We start from the raw sequence: 16223 nt of genomic DNA, 5'->3' as shown, positions 1-16223 counted from the left end.
TGGTGTTGTGCACGGCCGGTCGCGCTTCGTAGGCTGATCGATCGGGTGCGGGGTTCCGGTAGGAGGAGGGGTTGACGCGGTGCTGTATCGCCTCATGAAGTACGTGCTTCTCGGGCCGCTGCTCCGGCTCTTCTGGCCGGCGAAGGTCTCCGGGCTGGAGAACATCCCGGACAGCGGGGGCGCGATTCTGGCGAGCAACCACCTCGCGGTCGCCGATTCCTTCTTCATGCCGCTCCGCGTCCGCCGACGCGTCACCTTTCCCGCGAAGCAGGAATACTTCACGGAGAGAGGAGTGAAGGGCCGGCTGAAGAAATGGTTCTTCAGCGGCGTGGGGCAGTTCCCGATCGACCGCTCCGGCGGCTCGGCCGCGCAGGCCGCGCTCGACACGGCGATCCGGCTGGTGCGCGAGGGGCATCTGCTCGGCATCTACCCGGAGGGCACCCGTTCCCCGGACGGCCGTCTCTACAAGGGAAAGACCGGCGTCGCCCGGATCGCGCTGGAGTCGAGGGCCCCGGTGGTCCCGGTCGCGATGATCGGCACCGAGAAGGTCAACCCCATCGGCTCCAGGATGTGGCGGCCGCGCAAGCTCGAGATCCGGTTCGGCAGGCCGCTCGACTTCTCCCGCTACGAAGGTCTCTCCGGCGACCGCTTCGTGGAGCGGTCCATCACCGACGAGATCATGTACGCGCTGATGGAGCTGTCCGGCCAGGAATACGTCGACATCTACGCCGCGAAGGCGAAGGAGCTGCTCGCCGCCGAGGAGGCCGGCGTGCGGTCGGCGGTACCTGCGCAGGCCCGCGCGCGGGACGCCGACCGGCTTCCGGAGACCAAGGCCGGTTGACCCGTCCGGGGTCGAGTACGGTGCCCCGGTGCGTTTCTTCTACGACACCGAGTTCATCGAGGACGGCGTGACGATCGACCTCGTCTCGATAGGTGTCGTGGACGAGCGCGGCCACGAGTTCTACGCGGTCTCCACCGAGTTCGACCCCGGCAAGGCAGGCCCGTGGGTACGGGAGAACGTCCTGCCGAAGCTGCCCTCGCCCGCCGACCCCGCCTGGCGCAGCCGCGACCGGATCCGCCAGGACCTGCTCGACTTCTTCGGGAAGCCGCACGGCGGGATCGAGCTGTGGGCCTGGTTCGCCGCCTACGACCACGTCGCGCTGGCCCAGCTGTGGGGCCCGATGCCCGCGTTGCCACGCCAGTTGCCGCGGTTCACCCGCGACCTTCGGCAGCGTTGGGAGGACGCGGGCAAGCCGCGGCTGCCCGACCCGCCGGGCGATGCGCACGACGCGCTCGCCGACGCGCGGCACAACCTCGAGCGCTGGCGGATCATCGAGGACGCCCGCCGAGCCCAGCGCTCGTGAGTGCGCAGACGAGTTAGAACGCTGTTACGCACTCACGAGGCGGGCGGCGCTGGTCACCGGGCGCGTACGGCAGCGGCGAGCTCGTCGAGCAGGGCCGCGGTCGTCGGCCAGTCCATGCAGGCGTCGGTGATGCTGCGGCCGTAGGCCAGGTCGCCGCCGCGGCCGAGGGTCAGGTCCTGGCGGCCGGCTTCGAGGAAGCTCTCCAGCATCACGCCCACGATGCCACGCTCGCCCGCGGCGATGCGCCCGGCGATGTCGCCGACCACCTCGGCCTGCCGCTCGTGGTCCTTGCCGCTGTTGCCGTGACTGGCGTCGATGATGAGCCGCTCGGGCAGCCCGGCGGTGCGCAGCCTGCCCAGCGTCTCCTCGACCGTGGCCGCGTCGTAGTTGGCGCCCGCGGTGCCACCGCGCAGGATGACGTGGCAGTCCGGGTTGCCCGAGGTGGTGAGCAGCGCCGCGAGGCCGTCGGCGTTGATGCCGGCGAACACGTGGCTCGCCGCGGCCGCCCGGGTGGCGTCCACCGCCACCTGCACGTCACCGTCGGTGGAGTTCTTGATCCCCACCGGCATGGAGAGCGCGCTGCAGAGCTGGCGGTGCACCTGGCTCGCGGCTGTGCGCGCGCCGATCGAACCCCAGCTCACCGTGTCCGCGATGAACTGCGGGGTGATCGGGTCCAGGAACTCGCAGCCCACCGGCAGACCCAGCGCCGAGACGTCGAGCAGCAGCTGCCGCGCGATGCGCAGGCCCTTGTTGACGGCGAAGCTGCCATCGAGGTCGGGATCGTTGATCAGGCCCTTCCAGCCCAGGGTGGTACGCGGCTTCTCGAAGTAGACGCGCATGACGACGTGCAACTGCTCGCGCACCCGCTCGGCGTGCTCGGCGAGCTGGCGGGCGTAGTCGAGCGCCGCCGCCGGATCGTGCACGGAGCACGGGCCGACCACGACCGTGAGCCGGTCGTCGCGGCCGTCGAGGACGCCGACCGTGTCGGCGCGGCCCTGCGCGACCGTCTTCGCGGTCGCGGCGTCGAGGGGATGTTCCTGGCGCAGCAGGGCGGGTGACAGCAGCGGGCTGATGCTCGTGGTGCGCTGGTTGTCCAGCGACCGCACCGGGTCGGTGGCGTCCGCGGGCCCTGCGGTGAGTGACATGTCGGGGCGTTCCTTTCCGCAAGCCGCCCCGAACCCGCCGAGCCGGCTTGTCGTCCGGCTCGTGGGTGGTGGGTCAGCGCACGGTGTCGCCGACCGGCCCACCCGGGGCCGGTCCGCTAAACCAGAAATAGCGCTGCACGGACGTGACCCTAACAGATGCCGGGATGCTCCTGCACCGATCAAGAGCCGATCCCGTTAGGCTGGCGTCCGAAAAGTGTGACTCAAGACAAACGCGGAGGTCTGATCTGATGCGAGTCGGTGTGCTGACCGGCGGTGGCGACTGCCCGGGGCTCAACGCCGTGATCCGTGCGGTGACCCTCAAGGGCATCCAGGTACACGACTGGGAGATCGTCGGCTTCCGCAACGGCTGGCGTGGTCCGCTCACGGGGGAGAGCAGGCCGCTGGGCCGCGGTGACGTCGAGGCCATCCTGACGCGGGGCGGCACGATCCTGGGCTCCTCCCGGACGAACCCATACAAGGAGGAGGGCGGCGTCGAGCGGATCAAGTCGGTGCTCTCGGAACAGGGCATCGACGCGCTGGTGGCGATCGGCGGCGAGGACACCCTCGGGGTGGCGAACAAGCTGGCCGACGAGGGGATCAACGTCGTCGGCGTGCCGAAGACCATCGACAACGACCTCGGCGCCACCGACTACACCTTCGGCTTCGACACCGCCGTGCACATCGCCACCGAGGCGATCGACCGGCTGCACACCACCGCCGAGTCGCATCACCGTGCCCTCGTGGTCGAGGTGATGGGCCGGCACGCGGGCTGGATCGCGCTGCACTCCGGCCTCGCCGGCGGGGCGAGCGTGATCCTCGTGCCGGAGACCCCGTTCTCGGTCGACCAGGTGGTGGAGTGGGTCGAGCGCCGGTTCGAGCGTGAGTACGCGCCGATCATCGTCGTCGCCGAGGGGGCGCTGCCCGAGGGCGGCGCCGAGCGGCTGCAGAGCGGGGAGAAGGACGCGTTCGGGCACGTGCGGCTGGGCGGGATCGGCAACTGGCTCGCCGACGAGATCGCCGAGCGGACGGGCAAGGAGTCGCGTGCGGTGGTGCTCGGGCACACCCAGCGCGGCGGCACGCCGACCGCCTACGACCGGGTGCTCGCCACCCGGTTCGGGCTGCACGCGGTGGATGCGGTGGCAGCGGGCGACTTCGGCGTGATGGTGGCCCTGCGCGGCACCGACATCGTCCGCGTGAAGCTGGAGGAGGCCACCGCCGAGCTCAAGACGGTGCCGCCGGAGCGCTACGCCGAGGCCGAGGTCTTCTTCGGCTGACCGCCTCCGCCACCGCGGACACGGCCCCGGGACCGTCCACGGACCCCGGGGCCGTGGCGCGGTGGTACCCGGACACGATCAATCGGCGAATGGTGTGAACAATCGCCGCGCCGCGCGGTACATTCCCCTCCGCACGTCAGCGTTGGAGGTGAGTGATGTCACAGCCCGCCGCCGGGGAGTCCACAACCGAGTCGCTCGACCGGGGCACGGTCCGGCGTCAATGGATCGGCGTCGCACTGGGGTCCGTGCTCGCCGTCGTGGCCTATCTCCTGCTGCCCGACGGCCTTTCCCCGGAGGGCCGGGTCACGGCGGCGATCGCGGTGCTGATGGCCGTGTGTGGGTGACCGAGGCGCTGCCGCTCGCGGCCACCGCGCTGCTGCCGCTGGTGCTCTTCCCGCTCTTCGGGGTCAGCGACATCGAGGACGCGGCCAGCCCCTACGCCGACGACATCATCTTCCTGTTCATGGGCGGCTTCATGCTGGCCCTGGCGATGCAGCGGTGGAACCTGCACAAGCGGATCGCGCTGCGGACCGTGCTCGCCGTCGGCACCCGTCCGGTGATGCTGATCGCCGGCTTCATGATCGCGACGGCGTTCATCAGCATGTGGGTGAGCAACACCGCGACCACGGTCATGATGCTGCCGATTGGCGTTTCCGTGCTGGGCCTCGTGTGGCAGCTCGGTGACGGCAGGGGCGATCCGAACTTCGCCACGGCACTGATGCTCGGCATCGCCTACGCCGCGTCGATCGGCTCGCTGGGCACGATCATCGGTACCCCGCCGAACACGCTGCTGGTCGGTTACCTCGAGGACAACCACGACATCAGCATCGCCTTCGGCGAGTGGATGCTTTTCGGGGTGCCGATCGCGGTGGTGTTCCTGGTGATCGCCTGGTTCGTGCTGACGCGGCTGGTGTTCCCGCCCACGATGAAGTCCCTGCCCGGCGGCCGGGAGCTGATCCGGGAGCAGCTCGACGAGATGGGCCGGATGAGCCGGGGTGAGTGGAACGCGCTCGCCGTTTTCGTGCTCGCGGCACTGTCGTGGATCTTCATCCCGACACTCGCCGACGTCGAGGCGATCGGCAACGCCCTGCCGTGGCTGTCCAATGTGTCCGACGCGGGGATCGCGATGGCGGTGGCGGTACTGCTCTTCGTGCTCCCGGTGGATGCGCGCGCCGGTGTGCGCACGCTCAACTGGGACACGGCGAAGCAGCTGCCGTGGGGGATCCTCCTGCTTTTCGGCGGCGGGCTGAGCCTGTCCAGCCAGTTCACCGCGACCGGGCTGAGCGAGTGGATCGGCGAACAGGTCAGCGGGTTGGACGTACTGCCGCTGCTGGTCCTCGTCGCCGTGACCGTGCTGCTGGTGCTCCTGCTCACCGAGCTGACGAGCAACACCGCGACGGCCGCGGCGTTCCTGCCGATCCTCGGTGGGGTCGCGCTCGGTCTCGGCCACGGCCCGATGGTGCTGGTCGTGCCGGCCGCGCTCGCCGCGACCTGCGCGTTCATGCTGCCCGTTGCGACCCCGCCGAACGCCATCGTGTTCGGCTCGGGCTATGTCACGACGGGGCAGATGATCCGCGGTGGTGTCCTGCTGAACGTGATCGGGCTCGTGCTGGTCACGCTCGCCGCCTACACCCTGGGTGCCTGGGTCCTCGGGATCGCGTTCTGAGTCCCTGTCCTTGATCCAGAGCGCGGCGTTGTGCCTGGTCACCTCTCGTGAGTGCGTACGCGAGTTAGAACACTGTTACGCACTCACGACCGGTGACCTGCGGCGCGCTCCGGATCGTCGTCGCCGCCGAGTAGCGTGTGCGCGTGGCTTTCACCGGTTTCGGCGAGTACGCCGTCGACTTCTTCGACGGGCTCGTCGTGGACAACTCGAAGTCGTACTGGCAGGACAACCTGGCCACCTACCGGGCCGACGTCCGCGCGCCGATGGAGGCACTGCTCGCCGAGCTCGTCCCCGAGTTCGGCCCCGGTTTCGGCGAGGGCAAGGTGTTCCGGCCCTACCGCGACGTCCGCTTCGCCAGGGACAAGAGCCCGTACAAGACGCACTGCGGGGCCGTGATCGAGCAGGGCCGCGGCGGCGGTGCCTACTACGTCGAGGTCGGCCCGGCCGGGCTGCGGGCCGGCGGCGGCTGTTTCCACCTGGCCGCCGACCAGCTCGCCCGGTTCCGCCGGGCTGTCGACACGGACGTGCACGGCGCCGAGCTGGTGAAGATCCTCGCGGCGTTGCGGCGGTCCGGCTGGGAGATCGCCGGTGACATGCTCAAGACGAGGCCGCGCGGGTTCGCGGCGGACCATCCGCGGCTGGACCTGCTCCGGCACCGCTCGCTGTACGCGTTCCGGGTGTGGGAGCCGGACGACACGCTGCACGAGCGCGCCTGCCTGGACCGGGTGCGCGCAGCATGGCGGCAGGTCCGCCGGTTCAACGAGTGGGCGCGCGATCACGTGGGCGCGAGCGAGCAGGCACGCCGGTGACGGTCTTCCTTAACGATCTCGGGATCGGTACAGACTTGCGTGCCGCCAGGGTTTAAGGTGTCTGAGTGTGAGCCGACGAGCGAAGATCGTATGCACCCTTGGCCCGGCGACGGCGACGGCGGACAAGGTCCGGGACCTCGTCGACGCGGGTATGGACGTCGCGCGGATGAACTTCAGTCACGGTAGCCACGGTGACCACAAGCAGGTCTACGACCTGATCCGCACCGCCGCGGCCGACACGGGCAAGGCGGTCGGCATCCTCGCGGACCTGCAGGGTCCGAAGATCCGGCTCGGCACGTTCGCGAGCGGACCCGTCGAGTGGCGTACCGGGGATCGCGTCCGGATCACCGTCGAGGACATCGCGGGAACGCACGACCGCGTCTCGACCACGTACAAGGGCCTGGCCAAGGACGCCAAGCCGGGTGATCGGCTGCTCGTCGACGACGGCAACGTCGGCCTCGTCGTCGAGGGCGTCGACGGCCCCGACGTGATCTGCGAGGTCACCGAGGGCGGCACGGTCAGCAACAACAAGGGCGTCTCGCTGCCCGGCATGGACGTGTCCGTGCCCGCGATGTCCGAGAAGGACATCGAGGACCTCGAGTTCGCCCTCGAACTGGGCGCCGACTTCATCGCGCTGTCGTTCGTGCGCTCCCCGGCCGACATCGACCTGGTGCACCAGGTGATGGACCGGGTCGGCAAGGGCCGCGTGCCGGTGATCGCGAAGCTGGAGAAGCCGGAGGCGGTCTACAACCTCGAGGCGATCGTGCTGGCCTTCGACGGTGTGATGGTGGCGCGCGGCGACCTGGGCGTCGAGCTGCCGCTGGAACAGGTGCCGCTGGTGCAGAAGCGGGCCATCCAGATCGCGCGGGAGAACGCCAAGCCGGTCATCGTCGCGACGCAGATGCTCGACTCGATGATCAACAACTCCCGGCCGACCCGCGCGGAGGCGTCCGACGTCGCCAATGCCGTACTCGACGGCGCCGACGCGGTGATGCTCTCCGGTGAGACCAGTGTCGGCCGGTATCCGATCGAGACCGTGGAGACGATGAGCCGGATCGTGCGGGCGGTGGAGGCGGACATGCCGTCGGTGCCGCCGCTAAGCCACGTTCCGCGGACCAAGCGCGGCGTCATCTCCTACGCCGCCCGTGACATCGGTGAACGGCTCAACGCGAAGGCCCTGGTCGCCTTCACTCAGTCGGGCGACACCGTGCGCCGCCTCGCGCGGCTGCACACCCGGCTGCCGCTGCTCGCGTTCACCCCGCTGGAGAGCGTGCGCTGCCAGCTGGCGATGACCTGGGGCACCACCGCGCGGATCGTGCCGCACGCCGACTCGACCGACCGGATGATCCAGCAGGTCGACCACGCCATGCTGGAGACGGGCCGCTACCAGGCCGGTGACCTGGTGGTGATCGTCGCGGGCTCGCCACCCGGCACGGTCGGCTCCACCAATCTAATCCGCGTGCACCGGCTCGGTGAAGAGGACCACGCCTAGCGGCGGCACCGTCGTCGACAGTGTTGAATCTCAGGCATGACTGAGCTGGCGAGGCAGGCCGCGTCCGGACTCGAGCGGGAGACCGGCCTCGACGCGCATCAGGTGCTCGACCGACTGGTCGCCCTGCTGGACCTGGAGAAGATCGAGGAGAACATCTTCCGCGGGGTGAGCCCGCCGCATTCGCCGACTCGCGTGTTCGGCGGGCAGGTGGCGGGCCAGGCGCTGGTCGCCGCCGGGCGCACCGTGCCCGCGGAGCGAACGGTGCACTCCCTGCACGCCTACTTCATCCGCGGCGGCGATCCGAGGGTGCCGATCGTCTACGAGGTGGACCGCATCCGGGACGGCCGGTCGTTCACCACCCGGCGGGTCGTGGCCGTACAGCACGGCAAGGCGATCTTCGCGCTGTCGGCCTCGTTCCAGCTCGCGGAGCAGGGGGTGGAGCACGCCGACGAGATGCCCGACGTGCCACCCCCCGAGTCGCTGCTGACGCTGGCCGAGCGCGCGGCGGGATTCGCCGACCGGCTCGGGATTCGCACGATGCCGCGGCCGATCGACATCCGCTACGTCAACGACCCGCCGTGGGTGACCCGCGAGAGCGGGGAGCGTCCCGCACGCAACCAGGTGTGGATGCGTGCGGACGGTGTCCTGCCCGACGAGCAGTTGCTGCACGTCTGCGTGCTCACCTACGCCTCGGACATGACGTTGCTCGATTCGGTGCTGGCCAGGCACGGTGTGTACTGGGACCTCGACAAGGTGCTCGGCGCCAGCCTCGATCACGCGCTGTGGTTCCACCGGCCGTTCCGTGCCGACGAGTGGTTTCTCTACGACAGCTCGTCGCCGACCGCGTCCGGGGCGAGGGGACTGGCGACCGGCCGGTTCTTCGCCGAGGACGGCACCCATATCGCGACCGTGGTCCAGGAGGGCCTTGTCCGTGTGCTGTAGCCGGGGCGGGCGGCGCCCTCAGCCCGCGTAGTGCAGGGCCGAGTTCCGCCGCCGGTGGTGGCGGCGAATGGCAGGTTGCACAGGTATGTCCTCCGCGCCCGCGCCGAGGGCGCCCTGCACGGCGAGGTAGGCCCGGCAGGGCAGCCCGCCGCGCCGCCGGGGGAACAGCCGTGGGCGGCGGCCGTGACAGACGGTGCAATGGCCACGGGGATCGAGCCGGTGCTCACCGAGCACCGTCCGCAGCGCATCCACCAGCAGGGCGAGCTCGCGGCCGGCGCCGCCGTCCTCGGCTGCCGCCCGCGAGATCTCCGCGAGCCTGCCGTGGACACTCGCCTGCAGTGGGCTGACGATGGGATCGTGCGCGACCACGTGATCTCCCCATTCCGTACCGCGGAACCCTCCGCTGCGGAGAGCACGCCGTGACGATACCTATCGATTGTGCAAATTGCAGTCCACCGATTGGGCAACAACTTGCCCGCCGCACGTCAATGCATCACCGATTTCGGAACCGGCTGGTTAGATGTGGGGCACCAGTGGGCTAGCGAGCCGGAGGTGAAGCCATGACACGAGGCCACGGTCCGACCGTGCGACGTCGCAGGCTGGCCAGTGAGCTGCGCCGGCTCCGGGAGGCGGCCGAGCTGACCATCGACGAGGTCGGGGAGAAGCTCGAGTGCTCCGCGTCCAAGATCAGCCGAATCGAGACCGGGCACGTGGGTGTCACGCCCCGTGACGCGCGCGACATGCTCGAGCTGTACGGCATCACCGGCGATGCGCAGGAGGCGCTCGTCCAGCTCGCCAGGGAGGCGCGTAAACGCGGCTGGTGGCAGGCGTACAACGAGGTCTTCACCGGTGCCTTCGTCGGGCTGGAGGCCGACGCGAGCTCACTGCGGGCCTTCCAGGCGCTGCTGGTACCGGGACTGCTGCAGACGGAGGACTATGCCCGCAACGTGATCAGGGCGATGCGGCCGGACGCCGCGGAGGCCGAGGTCGAGCGGCGGGTCGCCGCACGGATGGCGCGCCAGCAGCTGCTGCAGGATCCGGTGCCGCCGGAGTACTGGGCCGTCGTCGACGAGGCCGTGCTCCGCCGGGTGGTCGGCGGGCCGGAGGTGATGGTCGACCAGCTCGCCAGGCTCGCCGAGCTGGCCCAGCTGCCGCACGTGACCATCCAGGTCGTCCCGTTCGCCGCCGGCGCGCACCCTGGCATGGAGGGCCCGTTCCTCATCCTGGGTTTTCCGGAGCAGGTCGACCCGGACGTGGTGTACGTGGACACGACGAGCAGCGGTCTCTACCTGGAGATGGCGCCCGATGTGCGGCGCTATTCCCTCATGTTCGATCATTTGCGAGCCGCCGCGCTCAAGCCGGACGACTCCATCCAGCTGATCGCCGATGCGGGCAGGCGGTTCCGCAGTGAGTAGCAATACCAGTACGACCAAGCAGAGTGAGGAGTAGGGAAATGGTGGCCGACGCCGATCTTTCCAGGCTGGAATGGCGGAAGAGCACCTACAGCGGTGGCGGCAACGACTGCGTCGAGGTCGCGTTCACCGGAGAAGGTGCTGCCGTGCGTGACTCGAAGAACCCGGCGGCAGGCGCGTTACGCCTGCCGGCCGCGCACTGGCATGCGCTCCTGGCCGCTGCCCGGACGGGTGAACTCGACCTGCGCTGACGGACGCTCCCCACCCGGCCCCTTACCCCGGTCTCCCCTGCTCGGCCGCGGGTAAGGGGTCGTTCGTGTCCGGTACGACGTGATCACCCGATGCCGGCCCCCGTCCCTCAGGACGACTCTGACCTTCGTCGAAACGTAGGAGAAGAGATCGGAATGAGCGATGAGGATGGTCAGGCAGTGGACGGGGGATGCCCTGCACGCCGAGGTGGCGTACCGGGTGGAGGAGATGCGCAAGGCCGGCAAGGCGGGGAGGGCGGCCAGGAACCGCCGGTGGTCGCGTGAACGGGACCGCACTGCGGACCCGGTGAGCCACCGTACCGACGAGCGGGACCCGGCGCCCCGGCGCCGGGCCGCCTGAGCGGAGGGTCGTCAGCCCCCGGCGAAAACCATGCGGAACTGTCGGTCGGGTAGCGCACAATACGAGTTGTGCCCCCTCTTGGTTCGGCTATACCGCTCGTCGGCCGCGTCGACGAGCTGAGCAGGCTGCGTTCCGCGCTGGCCCGCGCGGAACGACGTGCGGCGGGGGCGGTGCTGCTTTCCGGCGACGCCGGGGTCGGCAAGAGCCGGCTGCTCGCCGAGTTCGCCGACCACGCCGCGGGACAGGAGGCGCTGGTGCTGACCGGCCGGTGCCTCGACATGCAGGCGGGCGGACTGCCCTACCTGCCCTTCGCCGAGGCGCTGGGTCCGCTCACCACCACGGACGACCCCGTCGTCGGTGAGGCGGTGCGGGCACGTCCCGCGCTCGGCCGGCTGCTCCCGCAGGTGCACGCGGCCCCGCCTGCCGGCCTCCACTACGCCCAGGTGCCCTCCGCCGAGGCCGAGTCCCTGCACCGTGCCCGCGCCGCCCAGGACCTCGGCGAGCTCCAGCTCTTCGACGCGGTGCTGGGCGTGCTCACCGAGATCGCCGAGCAACGGCTGGTCGTGCTGGTGCTGGAGGACCTGCACTGGGCAGACGGCTCCACGCGCAATCTGCTCTCCTTCGTGCTCTCCAGGCTGCGTTCGCAGCGTCTGCTCGTGATCGGCAGCTACCGGGAGGAGGACGTGCACCGGCGGCACCCGCTGCGCGCACTGCTCGCGGAACTGGTGCGGCTGCCCACGGTGGAGCGGGTGGACGTGCCTCCGTTCGGTGATGCCGAGTCGCGTGCGCTGGTGCGCGCGCTGGCGGACGAACCGCTGCCGTCGGAGACGGTGGCCGACGTCGTGGCGCGGTCGGAGGGCAACCCGTTCTTCGTCGAGGAGCTGCTCGCGTCCTGCGCGACCGGTGCGGACCTGCCCGCGGGGCTCGCCGAGGTGCTGCTCGCCCGGGTGGAGCGGCTCGCACCGGAGACGAGGCGGGTGCTGCGGACCATCGCGGTGGCCAGCGACGCCGTGGCCCACGCCGCGCTGGCCGAGGTCTCCGGCCTCGACGAGCTCCAGCTGGACGAGGCGCTGCGCGAAGCCGTGCAGCACCACGTGCTGGTGATCGAGCGCGGTTTCTACACGTTCCGGCACGCCCTGCTGCGGGAGGCCGTCTACGGCGACGTCCTGCCGGGGGAGCGGAGCCGGATGCACGCCGCCTACGCGGCGCGACTCCGCGCGAAGCCGCAGGGCCGCGGGCACGACGCGCGGCTCGCCTACCACAGCATGCAGAGCCGGGACCACAGCACGGCGCTGGCCGCGCTGGTGCGGGCCGCCGACGAGGCCGAGCAGCTCGGCGCTCCCGGCGCGGCCCTGCGGCACATCGAACAGGCGCTGGAGATCTGGGACACCGTTCCGGCCGCCGACCGCCCGGACGGCATCGACGAGCTCAAGCTGCTGCACGAGGCGTCGTTCTTCGCCGGCACGTCCGGCGAGCCGGAACGCGCGATCGCCTTCGCCCGGTCGGCGGTCGAGACCCTCGGCCCCGAGGTGGACACCGAGGACGCCGCGTTCACCTGGCGCAGGCTCGCCGAGGCACTGCTGTCGCTCGACAGCACCTTCGACGAGGCGGTCGACGCGATCGGCCGCGCCTGGGAACTGGTGGCCGACGCTGCGCCGAGCAGGACAAGGGCCTGGGTGCTGGCGACCCGTGCGGGGATCCTGCGTGGCATCGATCGGATGGACGAGGCTTACTGGAGCGCGCAGACCGCCGTCGCGGACGCCCGTGCCGTCGGGGCCGGAGGTGCCGAGGCGGCCGCGCTGACCACGCTCGGCGCGCTGGCCGACTCCGCGGGCAACCCGGGAGAGGCCAGGGAGCGGCTGCGGCAGGCCGAGCGCAAGGCCCGGGACGCGGGCGCGCTGCACGTCGAGCTGCGGGCGCTGTACTTCCTCGCCCTCAGCTACGACGACCTGGCCGAGATCGCTCCCGCGATCGAGCTGTACCGGCGCGGCATCGAACGGGCGGAGGAGTCCGGGCTGAGCTGGAGCTCGTTCGGTCTCGGCCTGCGGGCCCGGCACGTCTTCCTCCGCTACGTCAGCGGCGACTGGCCTGCCGACTCGGAGAAGGACCGGCCGAAAGCCAGCGTGTCCAGCACGGTCACCGCCCTGCTCACCGCGTCGTGGGTGCACCTGGTGGTGGCGCGGGGCCGCTTCGCCGACGCGGAACGGCTCGTCGCGGACCTGCGCTCGCAGTGGCACAGCGACATCCTGATCACGCTGGCGGCATCCACCGCGGGTACCGAGCTGGCCGGCTGGCAGGGGGACTATCCGACGGCGGCCCGCCGCGCGCAGGAGGGCATCGGCTGGCTGGAGACGATGTTGCCGTGGGCGCTCGGCGGGCTCCGGATCGGCGCCCTCGGTGTCGAGGCTTGCGCCGCGTGGGCCGGTGCGGCACGCGGCCGGGGTGATGCCAAGGCGGAGGCGGAGGCGCTGGCGGCCGGCGAGGCGCTGATCGAGCACGTCCGGGAGTGCGCGCGACGCGGCAGGCCGCGGACGGGCACGCTCGGGCCGGAGGGGCATGCTTGGCTGGCCCGCGCCGAGGCCGCGGCGACCGGGCTGGCCGGCCCCGCCGACCCGGCGTCGTGGGAGAAGGCGGTGGCCGCGTTCGGTTACGGCGCCGTGTACGAGCAGGCGGTGTGCCGCCTGCGGCACGCGGAGGCGCTGCTGGCCGCGGGCGACCCCGACCCGGCAGCCGAACAGCTGCGCGAGGCACACGAGGTCGCCCGGCGGCTCGGCGCGAAACCCCTGCTCGCGGCTGTCCGCGACCTTGCGCACCGGGCGCGGGCCGAGCTGCCTGGGGAGCGGCCCGCGCGCCGCGCGGTCGTCGACCCGCTCACCGACCGGGAGCGGGCCGTGCTCGAACGGGTCGCGCTCGGCCGCACGAACCGCCAGGTCGGCGCCGAGCTCTACATCAGTGAGAAGACGGTGAGCGTGCACCTCTCCCGCGTGATGGCCAAGCTCGGCGCAACCCGGCGCGCGGAGGCGGTGGCGATCGCCTACGACCGCGGCCTGCTCACCCACTAGCCCGCGAGTTCCGCGCCCGGAGCGGCTGGAGTGCGCAACTCGCGGGGCCGAGTGGGCAGCTCGCGGGCTGGGGTGGGGGGCTCGCGGGTCAGCGGCCGGGGAGCCTGCGCAATGCCCGCATGCTCGCGGTCATGCCTTTCGCCCACAGCTTCGGCGGCATCCCGCGGAACGGCCGCAGCCGGAACCCGCGCTGCACGGCGATCGACTGCGACTCCGTGTACTTGAGCAGTCCCTCGGCGGCGTTGCGGCGGCCGACGCCGGACTCCTTCATCCCGCCCATCGGCACGCCCACGCTGCCGAAGGTCGCGGCGAAGCCCTCGTTGACGTTGACGGTGCCGGCCTTCAGCCGGGTGGCGACCTCCCAGCCATGCCGCTGGTCGCCGGACCACACACTGGCGTTGAGCCCGAACGGGGTGTCGTTGGCCCGTTCGACAGCCTCGTCGACGTCGGTGTAGCCGTAGACGGCGACCACCGGCCCGAACGTCTCCTCGGCGAACAGCCTGGCCCGCTCGGTCACCCCGGTGAGGATCGTCGGCTCGTAGAAGAGCGGCCCGAGATCCGGCCTCGGCCTGCCGCCCGTCAGTACCGTCGCGCCGTTCGCCCGTGCGTCCGCGACGTGCGCCGACACGGTGTCGAGCTGCTCGGCCGAGGTCAGCGACCCCATCCCGGCGCTGTAGTCGAGCGTGGCACCGAGGCGCAGCGCCTGAGTCCTGCGCACGAACGCCTGCGTGAACGCCTCCCGGATGCTCTCGTGCACGTAGATCCGCTCGACCGAGACGCAGAGCTGGCCCGCCGAGGAGAAGCAGGCGGCCACGGCGCCCGCGGCGGCCTTGGCCACGTCGGCGCCGGGGAGCACGACCATCGGGTTCTTGCCGCCGAGTTCGAGGGAGTAGCCGGTCAGCCGCCGTGCGATCTGCCCGGCCAGGTGCTTGCCGGTCGGTGTGGAGCCGGTGAAGCACACGTAGTCGGACTCCTCGACGATCGCGTCGCCGATCCGCGAGCCGCGGCCGAGCACGACTTGCCATGCGTCCGCGGGCAGCTCCGCCCGCTCGGCCAGTTCGTGCAGCCACAGTGCCGAGAGCGCGGTCTGGTTGTCCGGCTTCTGCACCACGGCGTTGCCTGCGGCGAGCGCGGGCAGTACGTCCATCGCGGTGAGTGCGAGCGGGTAGTTCCACGGCGAGATCACTCCGACGACGCCCTTGGGGTGGCGTACCTCGCCGGCCCTGGTCAGCACGGGGATGACCCCGGCGGCGCGCCGCGGCGCGAGCAGCCTGGCGCTGTGCTTGCCGTAGTAGGCGGCGACCAGCGCGGTCGCGGCGACCTCGTCGAACGCGTCGAGCCGGGACTTGCCCGCCTCGACCTGCACGAGGTCGAGCACCTCGTCCTGGTGCCGGAGGATGAGGTCGTGCAGCCGGATCAGCACCTGCTGGCGCTCGGTGGCCGGCATCGCCGCCCAGCCGGGCTGGGCCCGGCGGGCCCCGGCGAAGGCGGCGCGCGTGTCGGCGTCGGTGGCCTGCGGCAGGGTCGCGATCGGCAGGCCCGTGAACGGTGCGGTCATCTCGGCGGGCGCGGAGTCGGCGCCGCCCGTCACGCGTTCGAGCAGGGCGGCGGCCCGCGCGGCCGGGGGAGCGCCTGCCACCCCGCCGATGGTGCCCGGCGTACCGGTGGCCCGGCCCGCATTCACCGGTGTCGTGCTGGTCATCGCAACTCCAATCGCGGCGTTGTTACTGCCGAGTAGAGCATACCGCCGGTACGTAAACCCCAGCGGCTCGTGAGTGCGCACGCGAGCTCTGACTCGTGTGCGCACTCACGAGGGGCCGACGCGGTCAGGGTTGCGCGTAGAGGGTCACGGCGATGCGCTTCCACTCCTCGAGCAGCTGCTTGCGGCGCTGCGGGTCGCCGCCCAGCTCGGCGTCGAGCGCGAGACCCCGGGTGAAGTTCACGGTCAGCCAGTACAGCGTCTCCACCTTCTCGCGCGGCAGGTCACCGGTGATGCCGGCGACGTGCTCGAGGGTGGACCGGCCGAGGGCCCGGTCCACCGGCCGGATCGCGGCGCGCAGCTGCGGGTCGGTGCGGGCGGCGATCCAGAGCTCGGTGACGGCCGTGGCGAGCGTGCCCGAGTAGGCCTCCCACAGCACGTCGATCGCCGCAGCCACGCGTTCGGGTCCGGCCGGCAGCCGGTCCACCTCCGGCGTGCGCTGTGCCTTGAGCTTCGTGGTGAGGTGCTCGACCGCGGCGGCCATCAGCTCGGCCTTGTCCGCGAAATGGTGCTGAACCGCGCCCTTGGAGACCCCGGCCCTCGCGCAGACCTCCTGCATCGACGTGCGCGCGTAACCGATCTCGACCAGGCAGTCGACGGTGGCGTCGAGCAGTGCCGTCCTCGTCTGCGCGCGCCGCTGAGCCTGCGTGCGGTGCCCCCGGTTGCCCGGCGTTCCGGTCGCTGTCACC

The 16223-nt window shown here is 71.3% G+C and carries 14 protein-coding genes and 1 pseudogene; 11 read left to right on the top strand and 4 right to left on the bottom strand.

Translation table 11 applies throughout. The annotated features are described in order from the left end of the window. Positions 1 to 79 precede the first annotated feature (79 nt). Positions 80 to 841: a lysophospholipid acyltransferase family protein gene (locus JAP66_RS12540; RefSeq protein ID WP_199431851.1), complete on the top strand. Its 762-nt coding sequence runs from the start codon at positions 80 to 82 to the stop codon at positions 839 to 841. A 28-nt stretch (positions 842 to 869) separates the two neighbouring features. After that, complete coding sequence (locus JAP66_RS12535) at positions 870 to 1364, top strand: polyadenylate-specific 3'-exoribonuclease AS (RefSeq protein WP_199431850.1); 495 nt, start codon at positions 870 to 872, stop codon at positions 1362 to 1364. A gap of 53 nt (positions 1365 to 1417) precedes the next feature. Here JAP66_RS12535 and JAP66_RS12530 read toward each other — a convergent pair whose 3' ends face one another. Beyond that, positions 1418 to 2509 (bottom strand): 3-deoxy-7-phosphoheptulonate synthase, encoded by a 1092-nt coding sequence (locus JAP66_RS12530; RefSeq protein ID WP_199431849.1) that lies wholly within the window; start codon positions 2507 to 2509, stop codon positions 1418 to 1420. Between the two features lie 248 nt (positions 2510 to 2757). Between JAP66_RS12530 and JAP66_RS12525 the strand changes: the two genes are divergently transcribed. The 5 genes and pseudogenes from JAP66_RS12525 (at position 2758) to tesB (ending at position 8692) form a co-directional block, all read left to right on the top strand. Continuing rightward, positions 2758 to 3783, top strand: a complete 1026-nt coding sequence (locus JAP66_RS12525) for a 6-phosphofructokinase (RefSeq protein WP_199431848.1) — start codon at positions 2758 to 2760, stop codon at positions 3781 to 3783. 155 nt (positions 3784 to 3938) lie between these two features. Beyond that, positions 3939 to 5449 (top strand): annotated as a pseudogene (locus tag JAP66_RS12520) (SLC13 family permease). 143 nt (positions 5450 to 5592) lie between these two features. Next, a complete protein-coding gene (locus JAP66_RS12515) occupies positions 5593 to 6258 on the top strand; it encodes a DUF2461 domain-containing protein (RefSeq protein WP_199431847.1) in 666 nt (221 codons plus the stop codon). A 67-nt stretch (positions 6259 to 6325) separates the two neighbouring features. After that, complete coding sequence (gene pyk / locus JAP66_RS12510) at positions 6326 to 7750, top strand: pyruvate kinase (RefSeq protein WP_199431846.1); 1425 nt, start codon at positions 6326 to 6328, stop codon at positions 7748 to 7750. A gap of 36 nt (positions 7751 to 7786) precedes the next feature. Further along, complete coding sequence (tesB, locus tag JAP66_RS12505; RefSeq protein ID WP_199431845.1) at positions 7787 to 8692, top strand: acyl-CoA thioesterase II; 906 nt, start codon at positions 7787 to 7789, stop codon at positions 8690 to 8692. Between the two features lie 18 nt (positions 8693 to 8710). Here the strand turns inward: tesB and JAP66_RS12500 are convergent, their stop codons facing one another. Then, positions 8711 to 9061, bottom strand: coding sequence for a hypothetical protein (locus tag JAP66_RS12500; RefSeq protein ID WP_199431844.1), 351 nt, complete (start codon positions 9059 to 9061; stop codon positions 8711 to 8713). 191 nt (positions 9062 to 9252) lie between these two features. On the opposite strand from JAP66_RS12500, the gene JAP66_RS12495 reads away from it, so the two are divergent. From JAP66_RS12495 to JAP66_RS12480, 4 genes are all read left to right on the top strand, one after another. Further along, positions 9253 to 10107, top strand: coding sequence for a helix-turn-helix domain-containing protein (locus tag JAP66_RS12495; RefSeq protein ID WP_199431843.1), 855 nt, complete (start codon positions 9253 to 9255; stop codon positions 10105 to 10107). Between the two features lie 38 nt (positions 10108 to 10145). Beyond that, entirely contained in the window at positions 10146 to 10355 is a 210-nt protein-coding gene (locus JAP66_RS12490; protein WP_199431842.1) for a DUF397 domain-containing protein, read from the top strand. 160 nt (positions 10356 to 10515) lie between these two features. Further along, positions 10516 to 10713 carry a hypothetical protein gene (locus JAP66_RS12485; RefSeq protein WP_199431841.1) on the top strand — a complete coding sequence of 66 codons (198 nt, stop codon included), beginning with the start codon at positions 10516 to 10518 and terminating at the stop codon, positions 10711 to 10713. Between the two features lie 59 nt (positions 10714 to 10772). Then, positions 10773 to 13775, top strand: coding sequence for a helix-turn-helix transcriptional regulator (locus JAP66_RS12480; protein ID WP_199432031.1), 3003 nt, complete (start codon positions 10773 to 10775; stop codon positions 13773 to 13775). Between the two features lie 88 nt (positions 13776 to 13863). Here the strand turns inward: JAP66_RS12480 and JAP66_RS12475 are convergent, their stop codons facing one another. After that, complete coding sequence (locus JAP66_RS12475) at positions 13864 to 15477, bottom strand: succinic semialdehyde dehydrogenase (protein WP_199431840.1); 1614 nt, start codon at positions 15475 to 15477, stop codon at positions 13864 to 13866. 124 nt (positions 15478 to 15601) lie between these two features. After that, positions 15602 to 16222, bottom strand: coding sequence for a TetR/AcrR family transcriptional regulator (locus JAP66_RS12470; protein ID WP_199431839.1), 621 nt, complete (start codon positions 16220 to 16222; stop codon positions 15602 to 15604). Between the last annotated feature and the right edge of the window lies 1 nt (position 16223).

Origin of the sequence: Qaidamihabitans albus (genome assembly GCF_016464705.1) — a bacterium.
Taxonomy (GTDB): domain Bacteria; phylum Actinomycetota; class Actinomycetes; order Mycobacteriales; family Pseudonocardiaceae; genus Qaidamihabitans; species Qaidamihabitans albus.
The sequence above is the reverse complement of the archived record's forward strand: the minus strand, read 5'-3'. Positions and strand labels throughout refer to the sequence as shown.

Bases quoted from the DNA above. Each gene is read 5' to 3' on its own strand.
- JAP66_RS12530 (WP_199431849.1), bottom strand. From the start codon at position 2,509: ATGTCACTCACCGCAGGGCCCGCGGACGCCACCGACCCGGTGCGGTCG.
- JAP66_RS12525 (WP_199431848.1), top strand. From the start codon at position 2,758: ATGCGAGTCGGTGTGCTGACCGGCGGTGGCGACTGCCCGGGGCTCAAC.
- tesB (WP_199431845.1), top strand. From the start codon at position 7,787: ATGACTGAGCTGGCGAGGCAGGCCGCGTCCGGACTCGAGCGGGAGACC.
- JAP66_RS12495 (WP_199431843.1), top strand. From the start codon at position 9,253: ATGACACGAGGCCACGGTCCGACCGTGCGACGTCGCAGGCTGGCCAGT.
- JAP66_RS12490 (WP_199431842.1), top strand. From the start codon at position 10,146: ATGGTGGCCGACGCCGATCTTTCCAGGCTGGAATGGCGGAAGAGCACC.
- JAP66_RS12485 (WP_199431841.1), top strand. From the start codon at position 10,516: ATGAGGATGGTCAGGCAGTGGACGGGGGATGCCCTGCACGCCGAGGTG.
- JAP66_RS12475 (WP_199431840.1), bottom strand. From the start codon at position 15,477: ATGACCAGCACGACACCGGTGAATGCGGGCCGGGCCACCGGTACGCCG.